This is a genomic window from Rhizobium esperanzae, from assembly GCF_014197615.1.
Classification (GTDB): Bacteria; Pseudomonadota; Alphaproteobacteria; order Rhizobiales; family Rhizobiaceae; genus Rhizobium; species Rhizobium esperanzae_A.
The window spans coordinates 160,723-177,327 of sequence record NZ_JACIFY010000015.1 but is presented as its reverse complement, the minus strand read 5'-3'; the positions used below and the strand labels follow the sequence as shown (position 1 = coordinate 177,327).

The following is a 16,605-nucleotide window of genomic DNA, read 5'->3' as shown; positions in this document are numbered from 1 at the left end:
CTCAAATCATCCATCGCTCAATTCTCCTGCGTCCAGCAAGAGAATCAGAACACCATCACATAGGCAATTCTAAATGTGTGAATGCCATAGCCCCGCTGGGGAGAAGAGACTCGTGGCGACCTCTCGACTCCCCTTCTCCCCAGCGGGGAGAAGGTGCCCCTAGGGCGGATGAGGGGGCCTCACGGCACCCCATCACCCATCATCCCACCGATCCCACCGAAGCAAAAAAAACCTCCGGGCTCTCCACTTCCACCAGCTTCTTCCTCTCGATCAGCCAGAACCGGTTGCCGACAGCCCGCACAAAACTGCGGTCGTGCGAGACCAGCAGGCAGCTTGCCTCCTGCGCCATCAGTTCGCTCTCCAGCGCTTCCTGTCCCTCGATGTCGAGATGGTTGGTCGGCTCGTCGAGCAGATAGAAATTCGGCTCGGTCAGCCTGAGCACCAGCATGCCGAGCCGCGCCTTCTGGCCGCCGGAAAGCTGGCCGATCGGTTTTGCCTGCATGTCGATCGTCATGCCGGCGCCGGCCAGCAAGGCGCGCGCCCGCTGATCGCCGACATCGAAGCGGCGGATGATCGTGCCGATCGGCGTGTCGCGGTCGCTGAGATCGGCAAGCGCCTGGTCGCCATAGCCGAGCACGATCGACGGCGTCGCCTTGATGCCGTCCGGTCCCGCCGCCGGAGTTTCGATCGCCTGTTTCAGCATCGACACCAGCCGCGACTTGCCGGCGCCGTTGAGGCCGAGGAGCACGATCCGGTCGCCCTGGCAGATGAACTGCCGGCCGGTCTTGAACAGCAAGGTTCCATCCGGCGTCGTCACCGCCGCATCGTCAAGCGTCACCAGCACCTTGGCATGCGTGCCGCGGTTGGAAAGCCGGATGGCGCCGGCCGAGCGTTCGAGATGCGACGGTTTCGCCGCATCCTCCAGTTTCTCGGCCCGCTGCTTCAACTGCTTCGTCTTGACGACGAGCAGGTCGCTGCCGGAATTGATGCCGATATTGTTGAGCTTCGCCGCCTGTTTGCGCAATTGCTCCGCTGCCTTCATATCGCGCTCGTAGCGCCTGGCTTCGGAGGCGTCGGCCTCGTCGAGGGCGACGCGTGCTCGTGTGTAGGGCAGGGCAAAGACCGGCGATTGCTCCGGCCGCAGGAACAGCGTCCGGTTGGTCGTCGCATCGAGGAAGGCGCGGTCATGGCTCGAGAGGATCACCGGCACGTCGCGCGGCAGGCCGTTCAGCCAGCCCTCCAGCTGCGCGATCTTTTCGAGGTCGAGATGGTTGGTCGGCTCGTCGAGCAGCAGCACATCAGGCTCGGTGACCCAAATGCGGGCAAGCATGGCGAGCCGCTGCCATCCGCCGCTAAGATGCTTGAGCGGCCGGCCACGCATAGCCTCCGGCACTCCAAGCGATTCCAGCACCATGTCGACGCGCCAGCTCTCGCTTTCAGCCTGATCGGCGGGCAGCGCTTGCAGCACGGCATCGTAAAACGGCGTGTCGAACAGTGCGGCCGGCACATTCTGGGCGACATGGCCGATGGTCAGCCCGCGCGCCTTGGTGATCTCGCCCGCGCCCGGCTCCAGCGCGCCGGTGATGCAGGCAAAGAGCGTCGATTTCCCGCGGCCGTTGGCGGCAACGAGGCCGATGCGGTCGCCTGAATTGACGACGAGGTTCAGTTTCGAAAACAGCGGATTGCCCAGCGTCACGCCGAGATTGCGGATATTGATGAGGGTCATGATCGTTCTCTGGTCTTGACCGGGGGGCGCGATCCCAAGCGTTCAGCCGTCACGGAATTGCGCCTATCGGGCCCGGAAAGTTACAGGAATGGGCGCGAACCTTGGGATACCACGCCGCATTGGCCACGAAGGGCAGACCAGGAAGAGATGTCGGAAACGGTCTCTGGTCAGCCCTGCAAACGCATTTGCAGGGCGTTGACGGGACCACGCTGGCGATTAAACCGGAAATAATACTGCATGGCGTGATCCTCCTTTCTCGAAAGGGTTGCAGGATTGAAATATCATTGCCGGCAGTATGAGGCAAGGGAGCCGAGGCATATGCCCCGAGCCCAGGAGAGCCTCACCTGAGGTGCGCCGGCATCGGAGCGATGCAAGAAGCGGCGTTGCGGCGTGCTTCGAGGCTACGCCCTTCGGGCTTCGCACCTCAGCATGAGGGATCCTGGAGGATGCCGCGCTCCCGATAGGTGAGCGCAAATGACGTCTCCGAAGTCACTCACCCGCATCGCCACCCGATAATTCCAGCCGCCGCTCTATCCCGATACTCTCGAGAAACGTCTCGTCATGGCTGACGACGATGAGCGCCCCGTCATAGGCACGCAGCCCCGCCTCGACCGCTGATATCGAATCGATGTCGAGATGGTTGGTCGGCTCGTCGAGGATGAGGAGCGGCGGCGGTGCGGAGCCGAGAACGCAGGCAAGGCCGGCGCGCAGCAATTGTCCGCCGCTGAGCGTCGAGACAAGCTGCAGTGCCGCGTCGGCCCTGAACATGAAGCGGGCGAGGACGGCCCGGCAGGTGTTTTCATCGGCCTGCGGGTTGATCCGGCGGAAATTGTCGCGGATCGAGGCCGAGGGATCGAGAAGGCTGACCTTCTGATCGAGCATCGCAAAACCGGTCATGACGGCGAGGGTGCCGGCCCAGGGCTTGAGTTCGCCGGTGAGAAGCGAAAGCAGCGTCGTCTTGCCCGAGCCGTTCGGCCCGGTGATGGCGATGCGGTCCGGCCCGGTCACGGTGAAAGAGAGATGGCCGATGACGGGATCCTCAGGCCGATAGCCGGCTGTGACGCCTTCCATCTGCAGTACGGTCTTATTGGCGGCGAGCCCGGTCGGTGGCAGGCGCACCGACAAGGGCTGGAGGATCTCGATCTTCTCGCGCGCCGCCTTTGCGTCTTCCTGTGCCGCCGCACGCCGGCGTTCCGCAAGACGGGCGTTGTCGCCGCCGGTCGTTTCGCTCCGTTCCTTCATGCCGCCGAGCATGATGCGCGGGATGCCGCCCTTGGCAGCCATCTTCCGCCCGGCGCTATCCCTGTGCGCCTGACGCTCCACTGTCGCCTGCGCCTTCCCGGCAACTTCGGCAATGCGCTTTTCGGCATCGGCAAGGTCATGTCGTGCGGCGGCAAGCTCCAGCGCCTTGCGCTCGCGATAATGGCTCCAGTTGCCGCCGTAGCGCGTCGCGCCGAGCGACGTCAGTTCGACGATCGCATCCATGCTTTCGAGCAGTTCCCGATCATGGCTGACGATGATGGCCCCGGCCCGCCAGCCCGATATCAGCGCGATCACCGCATCGCGGCCTTCGCGGTCGAGATTGTTTGTCGGTTCGTCGAGCAGCAGAAAATCCGGCTCGGTGAAGACAAGGGCCGCAAGCCCGGCGCGGGTGCGCTGCCCGCCGGAAAGCGCGGCAAGCCGTGTCTGCGGCTCTGCGTCGAGCCCGATGCGATCAAGGGCTGCGACCATGCGCGCCTCCAGCGTCCAGTCCGCCGCTGAAAGCTCGTCGGCCGTTGCCGCGCCGGCTTCGGCACGGTGAAGAAGGCCAAGCGCCCCGACCACGCCGAAGAGATCGGCAATGGTTTCATCCGGTGCGATCTGAACGCTCTGCCGGAGGAGACCGAGACTGCCGCTGACCGATAGCGCCCCCGCATGCGGCTGGATCTGACCGGAGACGAGCTTCAGCAGCGTCGTCTTGCCGACGCCGTTGCGCCCGACGAGACCGGTGCGGTCCGTCCCGAAACTCAGATCGAGATCGGAAAAAAGCGGCCGCCCGTCAGGCGTGGCCCATGAAATTTTGGAGAGAGTGATGGATGCAGGCATGGATTTCCCCGTTGGCAAGGCGAACTGGCATTGCGATCGGGTTGAAATCCATTGCGGCACACATCCTGTTGAAATGATCGATGGCGGGGAATTTAGGGAGGAAAGGCGTTGGGTTCAAGGCAAAGCGGCGATTCTGCATTCTTTCAGGCATACCGTGAGAAGTGACTACCGCTTCTAGCTCCGTAGGGCCCTGCAGCTAGACAATCTGCTTCACATAAATCTCAGGATCAAAGTCAACGCGCCTCGCTTTCCCGTCCGGTGTTTTCAAGACAAGCTCGACACCGCCTCCGAGGGAATGCATGTAGCGCACGACCGACGACAGCAGGACATCGTCGGCGCTTTCGATTTTTGAAACGGTGTTCTGCGTCATGGCCGCACGCGCAGCGACCTCCTGCTGGGTTGCCTGCATGGCTTTGCGCACTTCCGCCAAAGCCTTGCCCAGACGGCGCTCTTGACGTTTCGTGTCGAGCCGAGTGCGAACATCTTCCGGAAGTTCGGCGCGTAGTGTCTTCCACTCAGTGCTCATTTTTCGTCTCCTTCAGCCACGCGCCGAACCGCGCGTCAGCTTTGTTGATCAGTTGCTTGTAAAAGAGCGCCTCGTTCATGCCTTGCTTGTCCCCTCCGCAAAGGACAATGGCTCTTTGAGCGGGGTCGAAGGCGAAAGCAAAACGCCACACCTGTTTTCCAAATTTGACTCTGATCTCCTTCATATTCGCATAATCGGAACCCGAAAGCGTATCGACCTCTGGGCGACCTAAGAAGGGGCCATCGTCTTCGAGATGGTCCAGCACTTCGCCAACCAATTCCTTCAACCCCATGTCCAGCGCTTTCCATTCGGGGACGAAGTCGGAATGGAATTGCACCTTGTAGGTCATCGACTGCCTTTAAAAATATATATATTCAAAGATATAAAAATCAAGGCCACTTCTTGGCTGGCAAGTTGTACAGCCTCGCTCGCCGTGCCTGCATTACGAGGGCCGAGCCGTCAGGTCTCGACCCATCCTTCGGATACCCGAGGGAAGAAGAGAGGTAACCCTACCGCTTCAAGCTCCCCAATATGCCGCGCACCAGTGCCCGGCCGACCTGGGTCGCTACCGTGCGCGCCACGCTCTTCATCGCCGCTTCCACCACCGTTTCGCGCTGGTAGCCGGAGGCACGGCCGCGGGATTGGCCGCGGCCTTGATTGTCGTCATTGCTGCCGCCGAAGCCCGGCAGCGACCAGCCGGAGGTCGTGCTTTCGGGCTGATGCTGGGCGGCGTCCTCCTGCGCCCGCTTGGCAGCGTCGGCATCCGCTGCCTTCTTGGCGCGTGCGGCGAGAATCTCGAAGGCGGATTCGCGGTCGACGTCGTCGTCGTAGACGCCGAGAACAGGGCTTCTGTCCATGACCTGCTGGCGTTCGGCATCGGTCAGCGGACCGACACGGCCAGATGGCGGGCGGATCAGCGTGCGCTCGACGATCGAAGGCGCGCCCTTGGCCTCCAGTGTCGAAACCAGCGCCTCGCCGGTGCCGAGATTGGTGATGACGGTAGCGCAATCGAAGGCGGGGTTCGGGCGGAAGGTATCGGCCGCCGTCTTCACCGCCTTCTGTTCGCGCGGGGAATAGGCGCGCAGCGCATGCTGGGCGCGGTTGCCGAGCTGGGCGAGCACCGTCTCCGGCACGTCGAGCGGGTTCTGCGTGACGAAATAGACGCCGACGCCCTTGGAGCGGATCAGCCGTACCACCTGCTCGACGCGTTCGGTCAGCACCTTCGGCGCGTCGTTGAAGAGCAGATGCGCTTCGTCGAAGAAGAAGACCAGTTTCGGCTTTTCCGGATCGCCGACTTCGGGCAGTTCCTCGAACAGTTCCGAGAGCAGCCAGAGCAGGAAGGTGGCGTAAAGGCGCGGGTTCATCATCAGCTTGTCGGCGGCAAGCACCGAGATCTGGCCGTAGCCGTTATTGCTGGTGCGCATGATGTCGGAAATCTTCAGAGCCGGCTCGCCGAAGAAGTGTTCCGCACCCTGCTGTTCGAGCACCAGCAGTGCCCGCTGGATCGAGCCGACGGAAGCCTTGGAGATCAGCCCGTACTGGCTGGAAAGCTCGGTGGCGTTCTCGCCCATATAGTTGAGCAGCGAGGTGAAATCCTTGAGGTCGAGCAGCGGCAGCCCGGCTTGGTCGGCGATCTTGAAGGCGATGTTGATGACGCCTTCCTGCGGTTCGGATGCATCCATCAGGCGCGCCAGCAGCAGCGGCCCCATCTCGGCGACGGTGGTGCGCACCCGGTGGCCCTTCTCACCGAACAGATCCCAGAAGATCACCGGGAACTGATCGAATTCATAATCGGTGAAACCGATCTGCTCGGCACGCTTGGTGAGGAAGTCCTTGGCCTCGCCTTTGGCGGCGATGCCGGAAAGGTCGCCCTTGATGTCGGCGGCAAAGACCGGGACGCCGGCCCGGGAAAAACCTTCGGCCAGCACCTGCAGCGTCACCGTCTTGCCGGTGCCGGTGGCGCCGGTGACGAGGCCGTGGCGGTTGCCGAATTTCAGGTCGAGATATTCCGGCTTGTTGATGCTGTCGTCGGGGTTGCGGCTCGCGCCGATGAAAATCTTGCCATCCTCGATCATCCGCAATACTCCCTTCGGCGCTGCCGCCATTTGTTGAGAAGGTTTGGCTCCCGCCACCTTCATCGAACCATCGTTTCCCTGTTATAAGCAGGCATGCGGATGCCGACAACTGTTTGCATCGAAAGCGAAACCGCACACAGTGCCCATCGGGCGGGGTCGACTTGAGTTGCGCTCGAATCTCGATTAACGCTGACGTCAACGTCAAAAAACAGGAGGCTGACGATGAATGAAATTGTAACCCAGATCGCCGATCGCGTGGGTATTTCTCCGGAGCTGGCCGAAAAGGCGCTCGGCATGATGCTCGGCTTCCTGCAGCGCGAGGCCGCCGACGGTCCCGTCGCCCGGATGATCGAGGCCATTCCCGGCGGCTCTGATCTCGTCGCCCAGTTCAATGGCGCAGGCGCCGGCGGCGGCGGTCTGCTCGGCGGGCTGATGAGCTCGCTCGGCGGCGGCGGCATTATGGGCCTCGGCCAGCAACTGATGGGCGAGGGCCTCGGCATGGGCGAGATCACGTCGCTCGCCAAGGAAACCATCGCGATCGCCAAGCAATATGCCGGCGAAGAGGTCGTCGACGAAGTCGTCGCTTCCGTCCCGGGCCTCAGCCAGTTCGTCTGAACGACAGTGGAGCAGAAGAGCCTCGCGGCATTTGCTGCGGGGCTCTTGACCGCTCGTCAAACTTTGATTGTTCGTACTCGCTCCATAGGCAACAAGGGAGTAGAATTGCTGTTTCTCTGAAGCGTCGCTGAAATCAGAAGGAACAGCATCATGCGCAGGTTTATTGCAGCAACGACGATCGCTCTCCTCAGCCTCTCTGCCCCGGTTCTCGCTCAATCGAATATGGGCATGGATGCCAGCGGCCGGTTCGACGGCACACCGCCGCTCGGCACCGCGCCGGGCGCCGAGATGCAAAGCGGGCTGGTCATCCCGCTCGACTCGATCGAAACCGGCAGCGTCGGCAATGGCGCTCCGACCGGTCCCGTCGACTGGGCGCGCTGCCCGCCGCGCAAGGCCCGTGGAGCGCTTGCCACCGAAGGCGGCAATAGCGGTGCCTCCACCAACCCCGCATGCCGTGACAACACAAACCAATAGCGTCAGGCAAAGACGTCGTTTCTAGAGCATGTCGCGCAAAAGTGTGCGGCGGTTTTGCGATAACGACATGCGTAAAAGCAAAGAGCTAAAGCGCGAACAGCGAATCTGAAAGATCGCGACGCGCTTTAGCCTTTCTTGTCGTGGTGCAGGAGGACGCCGAGTTCATGCCATTTGCGTCCGTCGCGCTCGATGAGATCGTCGGCTGAGGCCGGTCCCATGCTGCCCGGGGCGTAAGCATCTGGCGTGCTCGTGTCCTTTGCCCAGATATCGAGGAAGGGCTGCACCGCCGCCCAGCCGGCTTCGATGCCGTCGGCGCGCTGGAACAGCGTCTGGTCGCCGATGAAGAGGTCGTAGAGCAGCGATTCATAACCGGTGGTCTTGCCGATATCGAATTTGTCGGCATAGCGGAAGTCGAGCGACACCGGCACGGTATCGACCGAAAGCCCCGGCGATTTGATCGAGATCTCCATGCTCATGCCTTCGTCCGGCTGCACCTGGATCACCAGCCGGTTCGGCGGCAGGCGGCGGTTGACTTCGGTCTCGCGGAACTGCGCGAAGGGCACTGGTTGAAAGGTGATGACGATCTCGGTGTCGCGCGCCGTCATGGCCTTGCCGGTTCTGAGATAGAAGGGCACACCGGCCCAGCGCCAGGTATCGGCATAGAGCTTCAGCGCCACATAGGTCTCGGTCCGGCTGTCGGGCGAGATGTCCTTGCTGTCGCGATAGGCCGGAAGTTCGGCGCCGTTGAGCGGGCCTGCGGTATAGGCCCCGCGCACGCCGTGCGTCTTTGCCTCCTCGGGCGTATAGATGCGCAGCGCCTTCAGCACCTTGCTCTTCTCGTTGCGGATCGCCTCGGCATCGAAGCTGTTCGGCGGTTCCATGGCGATCATTGCCAAGAGCTGGAAGAGATGGTTCGGCACCATGTCGCGCAGCGCGCCTGTCGCATCGTAGAATTTGCCGCGGCTGCCGACATCGACGATCTCCGCGGCGGTGATCTGCACATGGTCGATATAGCGGCTGTTCCACAAGGATTCGATGATCATATTGGCGAAACGTGCCGTCATCAGGTTCTGCACCGTTTCCTTGCCGAGGAAATGGTCGAGCCGGTAGACTTGGCTCTCGTCGATCTGGGCGAGAATCTGTGCATTGAGCGCCCGGGCCGACGCGAGATCGGTGCCGAACGGCTTCTCGATGGCGACGCGGCGGAAGGTGCCGTCCTTTTCATCGGTCAGCCCATGGGCGGCCAGCTTCTCGACGATCGAGCCGAAGAAGGATGGCGGCACCGCGAGATAGAAGGCGACATTGGCATCCGGCCCCAGCCGCTTGCCGATATCGAGGAAAATATTGTCCTTGGTAAAATCCCCCGCCGTATAGGAAATGCGCCGGCGCAGGCTTTCCCAGGCTTCGTCCTTGGCCGGCTGCTCTTCGCCGCTGAGATGGCTGAGGAACTCATCGAGCCGCCCGCGCAGGAACTCGTCGTCACCCGGCTCGATACCGATGCCGAGAATGTGGAGATCCTCGCCGACGAGGCCGCTGCGGGTCAGGTTGATGATCGCCGGCACCAGCAGGCGGCGCGTCAGATCGCCCGTGGCGCCGAAGATGACGAGGGTGACGGGCGGAGTAGGGGTAGCCATGATGTCGTTTCCCATGATTTTCCGGCCGACTATAATGCGTGCCGGTTTCGCCGCAACATAGGCGGCGAGGGGTAACAGGTATTTGACGGCATTTGGGATGGTCGGTGTGCCGAGACGTGGGTTGCAAGATCAAGGTTGGCGCCAGCCATGCAACCCCACGAAGGCTCAGTTCCGGACAAGCGAAGCATAGAACCAGTCGATGAAGACGCGGACGATTGGCGTCGCCTGAGCCTCGGCTCGGCAGGCCACGTAGACTGCGTCGTTGGCCGGAACCGTAAGGTCGAATGGCGCGATCAGCTCGCCCCGCGCGATCATGTGGGCGGTGGTGATGTTGTCGCCGAGCGCTATGCCATGGCCGTGCACGGCGGCCTCGATCGATAGGCGCGCGTCGCTCATCATGTGCTGGCGCGCCGGCATCGCAACGCCGGCGGCGGTGAGCCAGGTGTTCCACTCATTACCGCGATCGGCATGCAGCAGCATGTGGTCGCGCAAATCGCGCAGGGAACGCAGCGGCCGCCTGTTCATGAGAGCCGGGCTGACGACAGGGAAGAGCTCCATCCGGCTCCACAGGCGCGACCAGTAATTGGGCCAATTGCCGCCGCCGTAGAGAATGCACAGGTCCACATCCGCCGAACTCAGATTGTTCGGGTCATTCGAGGCGCGCAGGTCGAGCTGGATATCGGGATATTGATCGGTGAATTCCTGCAGCCGGGGCATCAGCCAGAGCGATAGCACCGCCGCAACACAGGTCACCCGTAACGTGCCGCCGGTGGTGGGCCGGGTCATCGCGGCTTTCGCCGCTGCGATCTCCGAGAACGCGTTGGAGACGACGGGCATCAACAATGCGCCCTGGCTTGTCAGCTTCAGCCATTTGCCGCCGCGCTCGAAAAGGCGCACGCCGAGCGATTCCTCCAATGTGCGTATCTGATGGCTGATCGCGCCATGGGTGACATTCAACTCGCGGCTCGCGGCGGAAACCGATCCATGGCGGGCCGTGGCCTCAAAGGCGCGTAGCGGGTTGAGCGGCGGAAGACGGCTGGGCATGACAACGACCTGTGAGAAAAATTCGCACGAAACTGCATATTAATATCAATTGATTTTCCATCAAGCTTGCCATTCAATGACCGACAGAAGCCGTCGGAGCCCTGCCGCAGAGCGACAGCCGGGGACCGACTTGCCCCACATCCGATAGCAGCATCTCACCGTCAAGAAGGCCGGCCATGTCCTGGAATGAAACCAAGCTTTCCGAACTCCGAGCGAAATATGGCGACAGCCACGGCGGTGAGCTGCACGACCCTGAATTCCGCAAAGTGGCCGAGAAGATCTTCAACAAGAGCGGCACCCGGCTCGCGCCCTATTCCGGCATCCCGACATTCCTCTCCGCCCCACTCATGCAGGTCGACAACGACAAACCGGATTTCGGCGATCTGCAGGTGGCGATCCTCGGCGTGCCGATGGATCTGGGCGTGACCAACCGCCCGGGCTCGCGCTTCGGGCCGCGCGCGCTGCGCGCCATTGAGCGGATCGGGCCTTACAATCATGTGCTCGGCTGTGCGCCGGTTCAGGAACTCCGCGTGGCCGATATTGGCGACGTGGCGTTTCAGAGCCGCTACCGGCTGGAATTGTCGCATGAGGATATCGAAAAACGCGTGGCGCAGATCGTGGCGGCAGGCGTGCTGCCGCTCTCGGTTGGCGGCGACCACTCGATCACCCATCCAATTCTGCGGGCCGTCGGCAAGGAGCGGCCGGTCGGTATGATCCATATCGACGCACATTGCGACACCGGCGGCGCTTACGACCTGACCAAATTCCACCATGGCGGCCCGTTCCGCAACGCGGTGCTGGACGGTGTGCTCGACCCGACGCGCGTGGTTCAGATCGGCATTCGCGGCTCGGCTGAATATCTCTGGGAGTTCTCTTATGCCTCGGGAATGACGGTCATCCATGCCGAGGAGATCTCGGCGATGGGCATCCCTGCGATTATCGAAAAGGCAAAAACCATTATCGGCGACGGGCCGACCTATCTTTCCTTCGACGTCGACAGCCTCGATCCGTCCTTCGCGCCGGGTACCGGCACGCCGGAGATAGGCGGCTTCACCACCCGTGAGGCCCTGGAACTCATACGCGGCTTCAAGGGTGTGAACCTGGTCGGCGGCGATGTCGTCGAGGTCGCGCCCCAGTATGACGCCACCACCAACACGGCCCATGCCGGCGCGCAGATGCTGTTCGAAATATTGAGCCTGATGGCGTTCAGCCCGGCAATCCGCCGTGCCGCCTGATGCTCTTGGCCGCAGCTCAAGGCGGCCGGAACGACAAGAAGGCTGCAAAAGCCTCGGATAGATTGAAAGAGGGAAGCGGCGCGGCCGCATCGGTGAGGAGAGAGACCATGACGAAGTTGACAATGAACCGCCGCGCCGCGCTCGGCGTCGGCATCGGCGCTGGTGTAGCCATGTTGGCAATGCCCAATGTGCTGCGCGCCCAGGACAAGTCGCTGAAGGTCGGTGTTTATGGTGGCTACTTCAAGAATTCGTTCGACAAGAACATCTTTCCGGAGTTCACCAAGGCGACCGGCATCGCGGTTGAATCCATCGCAGAGCCGACCGGTGAGGCCTGGCTGGTGCAGATGCAGCAGGCAGCCCAGGCAGGCCAGGCGCCGGCCGACGTTTCGATGATGTCGCAGGTAGCGATGCGCAAAGGTCAGGCCACAGAGCTATGGGCTCCGCTCGACCTCGCCAAGATCAAGAATTCCAGCAACCTGCTCGAGCGCTTTATCAACAAATACCCGGACGGCCGCGTCGCCGGCATTGGCGCGGTGTCCTGGTTCATCACCCTGGTCACCAACACCGATGTTTACAAGGAAGCGCCGACAAGCTGGACTGCGCTGTGGGATCCCGCCAATTCAGATAAGCTCGGTCTGTTGGCGCTCGTCTCCAACTCCTTTTTGCTCGACGTGACGGCAAAGATCTATTTCGGCGGCGCGCAGGCGCTCGACACCGAGGAGAATATCCTCAAGGTCTTCGCCAAGCTGGCCGAGCTGAAGCCGAATGTCCGCCTGTGGTATCGCGACGAGGCGCAATTCGAACAGGCGCTGAAGTCGGGTGAAATCCCGATGGGACAGTATTATCACGACGTGACCGGCCTCGCCGCCGCGGACGGCCAGCCGGTTCGCTCGACCTTCCCGAAGGAGGGCGGCATTCAGGATGCGGGCTCGTGGGCGCTGTCGAAGGCGTCACAGAAGACGGAAGAGGCGCATCTCTTCATCGACTATATGTGCCAGCCGTCGATCCAGGCCGTGCTGTCTCGCAAGGTCGGCACGTCGCCAACAGTCAAGCGCGAAACGACCGATCTGAACGAGAAGGAATTTGCGGCGGTTTCCTCCGACATCGAACCGATCATTCCGCACTACGACATGTACACCTCCAAGGCCGACTGGCTGAACGAGAAGTGGACGGAGATGATCGCCGGCTGACACCGATCGTTCTTTTGCGGGCCTCGTCCGGGGCCTGCCCTCCCGGTTAGGAAGAGGCATATGTCGGGACTCAGGCTTCAAAATATCGTCAAGGAATTCGGCGCCTTCCGCGCTGTCAGCAATGTCGACCTGACCGTGCCGCACGGCGCATTCGTCTGTCTGCTCGGCCCCTCCGGCTGCGGCAAGACAACCTTGCTGCGCATGATCGCAGGTCTCGATCTGCCGACATCGGGCCGCATCACGCTCAATGAGAGCGACATCACCAGCACGCCGACGCACCAGCGCGAGCTTGGCATGGTGTTCCAGTCGCTGGCGCTGTTCCCGCACCTGACGGTTGGCGAGAATATCGCCTATCCGCTGCGTATTCGCGGCCGTCCCAAGGACGAGCAGGCGAAGCGGGTCGAAGAGCTGCTGGCGATGATTTACCTCCCGGGTTACGCCGATCGCGCCGTGTCGAAATTGTCCGGCGGCCAGAGGCAGCGCGTCGCAATCGCAAGGGCATTGGCGATTTCGCCAAAACTCTTTCTGCTAGACGAGCCGCTTTCGGCGCTCGATGCCAAGTTGCGTGAAGCCATGCAGGTGGAGCTCCGCCAGCTTCATCAGCGGCTCGGCATCACCACGATCGCCGTGACGCACGACCAGCGCGAGGCGATGACCATGGCCGATACGGTCGTGGTCATGAGCGGCGGTCAGATACGCCAGGCGGCGTCGCCGACCGAGATTTATCGCAGACCGGCAGACAGCTTCGTCGCGGATTTCATTGGGCAGACAAATCTGGTCGAGGCTAAGCGAGAGGGCGGCGCGGTCAGCATATTGGGGCAACCCGTCGCCACCCTGTCGCTGTCGGCAGGCGTCGAGCGCGTCACGCTCTCGATCCGGCCGGAAGACCTGCGCCTGGGGCCGCCGACGGCCGGCGCACTGACGGGCGAGGTCACCTTCGTGCGCGATCTCGGCGGCGTCATCGAAACCTTTGTCGATGTCGGCGGTCAGCAGTTCATTGCGGTCTCGACGCCGCGTGAGCGCCCTGACGTGACAGTGGGCCAGAAGGTAGGCATTGCGCTCACCGACAAGGACTGCGTGGTGCTTGAGCGATGAGACGCGAAGCCCCGCAGACGCTCGGCGACTATGCCCCTCTGGCCTTCCCGGCGATCATGCTGATTGTCTTCTTCGTCGTGCCTTTCGGCACGATGATTTCCGTCAGCTTCTTCAAGCGCCAGCAGGGCGGCTTCTACACGCCTGACTTTGTCTTCGACAATTACGCCCGTTTCCTCTCGGCCTTTTTTGGCGGGGTGCTCAGCTTCTCGCTGCTCCTTGCGATTTCGGTGGCCGTTACCTGTGTCGTTCTCGCTCTGCCTTTCACATATCTGCTGATCCGCATGAGGCGGAGCACCCAGGTGGTCTGGCTGGTTGCACTTCTTTCGATCCTGTCCTTGTCCGAGGTCATCATCGGCTTCGCTTGGTCGACGCTGTTTTCGCGCACGGCCGGCATCACCAACCTGTTCGTGTGGCTCGGTCTCATGGAGCAGGCAGTCGCCCTGACGCCGAGCGCCGGGGCCGTTGTCACAGGCATGGTCTACCAGGCCTTCCCCTATACGGTCCTGGTGCTCTACCCCGCGCTGGTGCGGCTTGATCCGACGCTGTCGGAAGCCGCGCGCACGCTCGGCGCTTCACCTGTCAGGGCCTTCTTCACCGTCGTCGTGCCTGCGCTGCGCGATACGATCCTCGCCACGCTGATCATGGTCTTCATCTTCGCGCTCGGGTCCTATCTGTTGCCGCAACTGCTCGGCCGCCCGCAGCACTGGACGCTCTCCGTGCACATTACCGACCAGGCGATCTATCAGTCGAACATGCCCTTCGCGGCGGCGATGGCGGTGTTCCTGGTGTTGGTCACACTGGCCCTTGTTGCGCTGACCCTGCTCGTTGGCCGCCGAGGAGGGGCCATCGCATGACTATTCTCCGGAATATCTTTTTCGGGCTGGTCGGGCTGTTTCTCGCTCTGCCGCTGATCGTTGTCGCCGGCGTGTCGGTCAATGCCCGGCAGAGCCTCACCTTCCCGCCGCAAGGCTTCTCGCTGAGTTGGTACGCTCAGATATTTCTTGACATGGAATGGCGCAGCGCGCTGATCGCGTCATTTGTGCTGGCATTGTCGTCGGCGGCGCTGGCGGTGATGATCGCTTTGCCGCTCGCCTGGTTCCTCTGGCGCCGCTACGCGCCCTGGGCCCACATCTTCCAGTTGCTCGGCGTGGCGCCCTTTACCTTGCCGCCGGTTATCACGGCGCTCGGCCTGCTGACGTTCTGGGCCACGACCGGATTTTACGGCCAGCCGTGGACGGCGGTGATCGGCCACGCCATCTTCTTCGTCACGCTGCCGCTGGTAACCATTTCGCTCGGCTTTTCGGCTATCGACCGCTCGCTGGTGGAGGCCGCCTCGACCTTGGGGGGCGATGACCGCACCGTGTTCAGAACCGTCGTTCTGCCGCTGATCTCGCCGTATATCGTGTCGGGCTATGCTTTTGCCTTTGTGCTGTCGCTCAACGAATACATCGTTGCCTACATGACGGTCGGCTTTACGCTGGAAACGCTGCCGATCAAGATTTTCAATTCGCTGCGTTACGGCTACACGCCGACCATGGCGGCGGTGGCGATCCTCTTCGTGGCGACGGCAGGGATCGTCTTCAGTCTCGTCGCGCGCTTCGGTGACCTACCGAAACTGCTGGGCGCAATGACCTCGAGCGAAAATTGATCGAGACAACCAATCCCCGCCACGGAACCCCAGAGCGTTCCGCTGTCTTTTCCTCCTGAATATCGAAGCACCCGAGATGGACCTAGCGCTGGAACGACGCTTTCCCTGCGTCGCCGACATGGAAAAGGCCGCGCAAAGACGCATGCCACGTTTCGCCTGGGATTATCTCGCCGGCGGGCTCGGGCGCGAAGCCTCCGTGCGGCGCAATCTGGCGGCTATGGAGGAGGTGGCGCTGATGCCGCGCTACCTCGCCGACGCCGACGCGCCCGATATAGGCGCGAACCTGTTCGGCCATCGTTTCGACGCGCCGTTTGCCGTGGCGCCACTTGGGCTGGCCGGCCTTCTGTGGCCCGGGTCCGAGCTGCCGCTGGCGCAGGCTGCCAGGCAGCATAAGCTTCCCTATATCCTGAGCACATTCGCCAACACTTCGCTTGAGGCGATCCGCCCTGAAGGCGGTGATCACAGTTGGTTCCAGTTCTACCCACCTAACGATCCCGCCATGGAAGACGACATGGTGGATCGGGCGCGCAGAGCGGGCTACGACGTTCTTGTCGTGACCGTCGACATTCCCGCATCCACCCGGCGCGAGCGCGACATCCGCAATGGCTTGTCCATCCCGCCGGTCTACGACCTTTCAACGATAGCGCAGGTCGCGGTGCGGCCGGCTTGGGCGATAGGCATTCTGCGGAACGGCGTTCCCGACTTCGCCAATCTCTCGCCCTACTACCCGAAGGGCTCCAGCCTTGCCGCAGCCGCCGAATTTGTCGGCAGGGTGATGACGGGTCACGTTACGCGCGAGCGCTTCAAGAAAATCCGAGACGCATGGCCGGGCAAGATCCTGGTCAAGGGCGTCCTTCACCCCGACGAAGCGCAGGACTATATGTCCTTGGGCGGGGATGGCCTGATCGTCTCCAATCATGGTGGACGGCAACTCGACGCAGCGCCGTCGGCGGCGGAGGTCATCGGTGAAATCCGCGCACGACTGGGGCCTGAGACCTTGCTGCTTGCAGACGGCGGCGTGCGCTCCGGCCTCGATATCGCCCGGATGCTGGCGCTCGGCGCCGATTTTGTCCTGATCGGCCGGGCATTTCTGTTTGCCTCCGCCGCCATCGGGCATCACGGCGGCGATCACGTGATGAACGTCCTGAAAGCCGAACTGACGGCGACGATGGCGCAACTGGGTTGCAGAACCGTCGAAGACTTGTCAGCCTGTCGGTGGCGGCCGAAAGGCAAGGCTGGCGAAAGCCGAACTTAACCT

16 protein-coding genes are annotated in these 16,605 nt (G+C 62.3%); 9 read left to right on the top strand and 7 right to left on the bottom strand.

Annotation, left to right across the window (positions count from 1 at the left end):
- Window positions 1-199: 199 nt before the first annotated feature.
- Both GGD57_RS20400 and GGD57_RS20395 read right to left on the bottom strand, forming a co-directional pair.
- Window positions 200-1,726 carry an ABC-F family ATP-binding cassette domain-containing protein gene (locus GGD57_RS20400; RefSeq protein WP_184472098.1) on the bottom strand — a complete coding sequence of 509 codons (1,527 nt, stop codon included), beginning with the start codon at window positions 1,724-1,726 and terminating at the stop codon, window positions 200-202.
- Window positions 1,727-2,215: 489 nt separating this feature from the next.
- A complete protein-coding gene (locus GGD57_RS20395) occupies window positions 2,216-3,811 on the bottom strand; it encodes an ABC-F family ATP-binding cassette domain-containing protein (RefSeq protein WP_184472097.1) in 1,596 nt (531 codons plus the stop codon).
- Here GGD57_RS20395 and GGD57_RS20390 point away from each other — a divergent pair.
- The gene (locus GGD57_RS20390) at window positions 3,798-3,989 is read left to right on the top strand and encodes a hypothetical protein (RefSeq protein WP_184472096.1); all 192 of its coding nucleotides are present in this window, start codon (window positions 3,798-3,800) and stop codon (window positions 3,987-3,989) included. The genes GGD57_RS20395 and GGD57_RS20390 overlap by 14 nt on opposite strands.
- An 18-nt stretch (window positions 3,990-4,007) precedes the next feature.
- On the opposite strand, the gene GGD57_RS20385 is transcribed toward GGD57_RS20390, so the two are convergent.
- The 3 genes from GGD57_RS20385 to GGD57_RS20375 form a co-directional block, all read right to left on the bottom strand.
- The gene (locus GGD57_RS20385; RefSeq protein ID WP_184472095.1) at window positions 4,008-4,337 is read right to left on the bottom strand and encodes a helix-turn-helix domain-containing protein; all 330 of its coding nucleotides are present in this window, start codon (window positions 4,335-4,337) and stop codon (window positions 4,008-4,010) included.
- Window positions 4,327-4,686: a type II toxin-antitoxin system RelE/ParE family toxin gene (locus GGD57_RS20380; RefSeq protein ID WP_184472094.1), complete on the bottom strand. Its 360-nt coding sequence runs from the start codon at window positions 4,684-4,686 to the stop codon at window positions 4,327-4,329. Before GGD57_RS20380 ends, GGD57_RS20385 begins: the two co-directional genes overlap by 11 nt.
- Window positions 4,687-4,846: 160 nt before the next feature.
- Window positions 4,847-6,412 (bottom strand): helicase HerA-like C-terminal domain-containing protein, encoded by a 1,566-nt coding sequence (locus GGD57_RS20375; RefSeq protein WP_184472093.1) that lies wholly within the window; start codon window positions 6,410-6,412, stop codon window positions 4,847-4,849.
- A 222-nt stretch (window positions 6,413-6,634) separates the two neighbouring features.
- Between GGD57_RS20375 and GGD57_RS20370 the strand changes: the two genes are divergently transcribed.
- Both GGD57_RS20370 and GGD57_RS20365 read left to right on the top strand, forming a co-directional pair.
- Window positions 6,635-7,027 carry a hypothetical protein gene (locus tag GGD57_RS20370; RefSeq protein ID WP_184472092.1) on the top strand — a complete coding sequence of 131 codons (393 nt, stop codon included), beginning with the start codon at window positions 6,635-6,637 and terminating at the stop codon, window positions 7,025-7,027.
- A 150-nt stretch (window positions 7,028-7,177) separates the two neighbouring features.
- Window positions 7,178-7,501: a hypothetical protein gene (locus GGD57_RS20365; RefSeq protein WP_184472091.1), complete on the top strand. Its 324-nt coding sequence runs from the start codon at window positions 7,178-7,180 to the stop codon at window positions 7,499-7,501.
- A gap of 125 nt (window positions 7,502-7,626) precedes the next feature.
- On the opposite strand, the gene zwf is transcribed toward GGD57_RS20365, so the two are convergent.
- Complete coding sequence (gene zwf / locus GGD57_RS20360) at window positions 7,627-9,138, bottom strand: glucose-6-phosphate dehydrogenase (protein ID WP_184472105.1); 1,512 nt, start codon at window positions 9,136-9,138, stop codon at window positions 7,627-7,629.
- Window positions 9,139-9,300: 162 nt separating this feature from the next.
- On the bottom strand, window positions 9,301-10,179 hold the full coding sequence (locus GGD57_RS20355; RefSeq protein WP_184472090.1) for a LysR substrate-binding domain-containing protein: 879 nt from the start codon (window positions 10,177-10,179) through the stop codon (window positions 9,301-9,303).
- 176 nt (window positions 10,180-10,355) lie between these two features.
- Here GGD57_RS20355 and speB point away from each other — a divergent pair, with 176 nt between their 5' ends.
- The 6 genes from speB to GGD57_RS20325 all read left to right on the top strand — a co-directional run bounded on the left by speB (window position 10,356) and on the right by GGD57_RS20325 (window position 16,602).
- On the top strand, window positions 10,356-11,414 hold the full coding sequence (gene speB, locus GGD57_RS20350) for an agmatinase (protein ID WP_184472089.1): 1,059 nt from the start codon (window positions 10,356-10,358) through the stop codon (window positions 11,412-11,414).
- A gap of 107 nt (window positions 11,415-11,521) precedes the next feature.
- Complete coding sequence (locus tag GGD57_RS20345; protein WP_184472088.1) at window positions 11,522-12,604, top strand: ABC transporter substrate-binding protein; 1,083 nt, start codon at window positions 11,522-11,524, stop codon at window positions 12,602-12,604.
- A gap of 60 nt (window positions 12,605-12,664) precedes the next feature.
- The gene (locus GGD57_RS20340) at window positions 12,665-13,699 is read left to right on the top strand and encodes an ABC transporter ATP-binding protein (RefSeq protein WP_184472087.1); all 1,035 of its coding nucleotides are present in this window, start codon (window positions 12,665-12,667) and stop codon (window positions 13,697-13,699) included.
- The gene (locus GGD57_RS20335) at window positions 13,696-14,553 is read left to right on the top strand and encodes an ABC transporter permease (protein ID WP_184472086.1); all 858 of its coding nucleotides are present in this window, start codon (window positions 13,696-13,698) and stop codon (window positions 14,551-14,553) included. The genes GGD57_RS20340 and GGD57_RS20335 overlap by 4 nt, the downstream gene beginning before the upstream one ends.
- Window positions 14,550-15,347, top strand: a complete 798-nt coding sequence (locus tag GGD57_RS20330; RefSeq protein ID WP_184472085.1) for an ABC transporter permease — start codon at window positions 14,550-14,552, stop codon at window positions 15,345-15,347. The genes GGD57_RS20335 and GGD57_RS20330 overlap by 4 nt, the downstream gene beginning before the upstream one ends.
- A 76-nt stretch (window positions 15,348-15,423) precedes the next feature.
- Window positions 15,424-16,602, top strand: coding sequence for an alpha-hydroxy acid oxidase (locus tag GGD57_RS20325; RefSeq protein WP_184472084.1), 1,179 nt, complete (start codon window positions 15,424-15,426; stop codon window positions 16,600-16,602).
- The last annotated feature ends 3 nt before the right edge of the window (window positions 16,603-16,605 follow it).

Coding starts and splice junctions, on each gene's coding strand:
- GGD57_RS20345 (WP_184472088.1), top strand. CDS start 11,522: ATGACGAAGTTGACAATGAACCGCCGCGCCGCGCTCGGCGTCGGCATC.
- GGD57_RS20355 (WP_184472090.1), bottom strand. CDS start 10,179: ATGCCCAGCCGTCTTCCGCCGCTCAACCCGCTACGCGCCTTTGAGGCC.
- GGD57_RS20400 (WP_184472098.1), bottom strand. CDS start 1,726: ATGACCCTCATCAATATCCGCAATCTCGGCGTGACGCTGGGCAATCCG.
- GGD57_RS20325 (WP_184472084.1), top strand. CDS start 15,424: ATGGACCTAGCGCTGGAACGACGCTTTCCCTGCGTCGCCGACATGGAA.
- GGD57_RS20385 (WP_184472095.1), bottom strand. CDS start 4,337: ATGAGCACTGAGTGGAAGACACTACGCGCCGAACTTCCGGAAGATGTT.
- GGD57_RS20365 (WP_184472091.1), top strand. CDS start 7,178: ATGCGCAGGTTTATTGCAGCAACGACGATCGCTCTCCTCAGCCTCTCT.
- GGD57_RS20335 (WP_184472086.1), top strand. CDS start 13,696: ATGAGACGCGAAGCCCCGCAGACGCTCGGCGACTATGCCCCTCTGGCC.
- speB (WP_184472089.1), top strand. CDS start 10,356: ATGTCCTGGAATGAAACCAAGCTTTCCGAACTCCGAGCGAAATATGGC.
- GGD57_RS20390 (WP_184472096.1), top strand. CDS start 3,798: ATGGATGCAGGCATGGATTTCCCCGTTGGCAAGGCGAACTGGCATTGC.
- GGD57_RS20375 (WP_184472093.1), bottom strand. CDS start 6,412: ATGATCGAGGATGGCAAGATTTTCATCGGCGCGAGCCGCAACCCCGAC.
- GGD57_RS20340 (WP_184472087.1), top strand. CDS start 12,665: ATGTCGGGACTCAGGCTTCAAAATATCGTCAAGGAATTCGGCGCCTTC.
- GGD57_RS20380 (WP_184472094.1), bottom strand. CDS start 4,686: ATGACCTACAAGGTGCAATTCCATTCCGACTTCGTCCCCGAATGGAAA.
- GGD57_RS20395 (WP_184472097.1), bottom strand. CDS start 3,811: ATGCCTGCATCCATCACTCTCTCCAAAATTTCATGGGCCACGCCTGAC.
- GGD57_RS20370 (WP_184472092.1), top strand. CDS start 6,635: ATGAATGAAATTGTAACCCAGATCGCCGATCGCGTGGGTATTTCTCCG.
- GGD57_RS20330 (WP_184472085.1), top strand. CDS start 14,550: ATGACTATTCTCCGGAATATCTTTTTCGGGCTGGTCGGGCTGTTTCTC.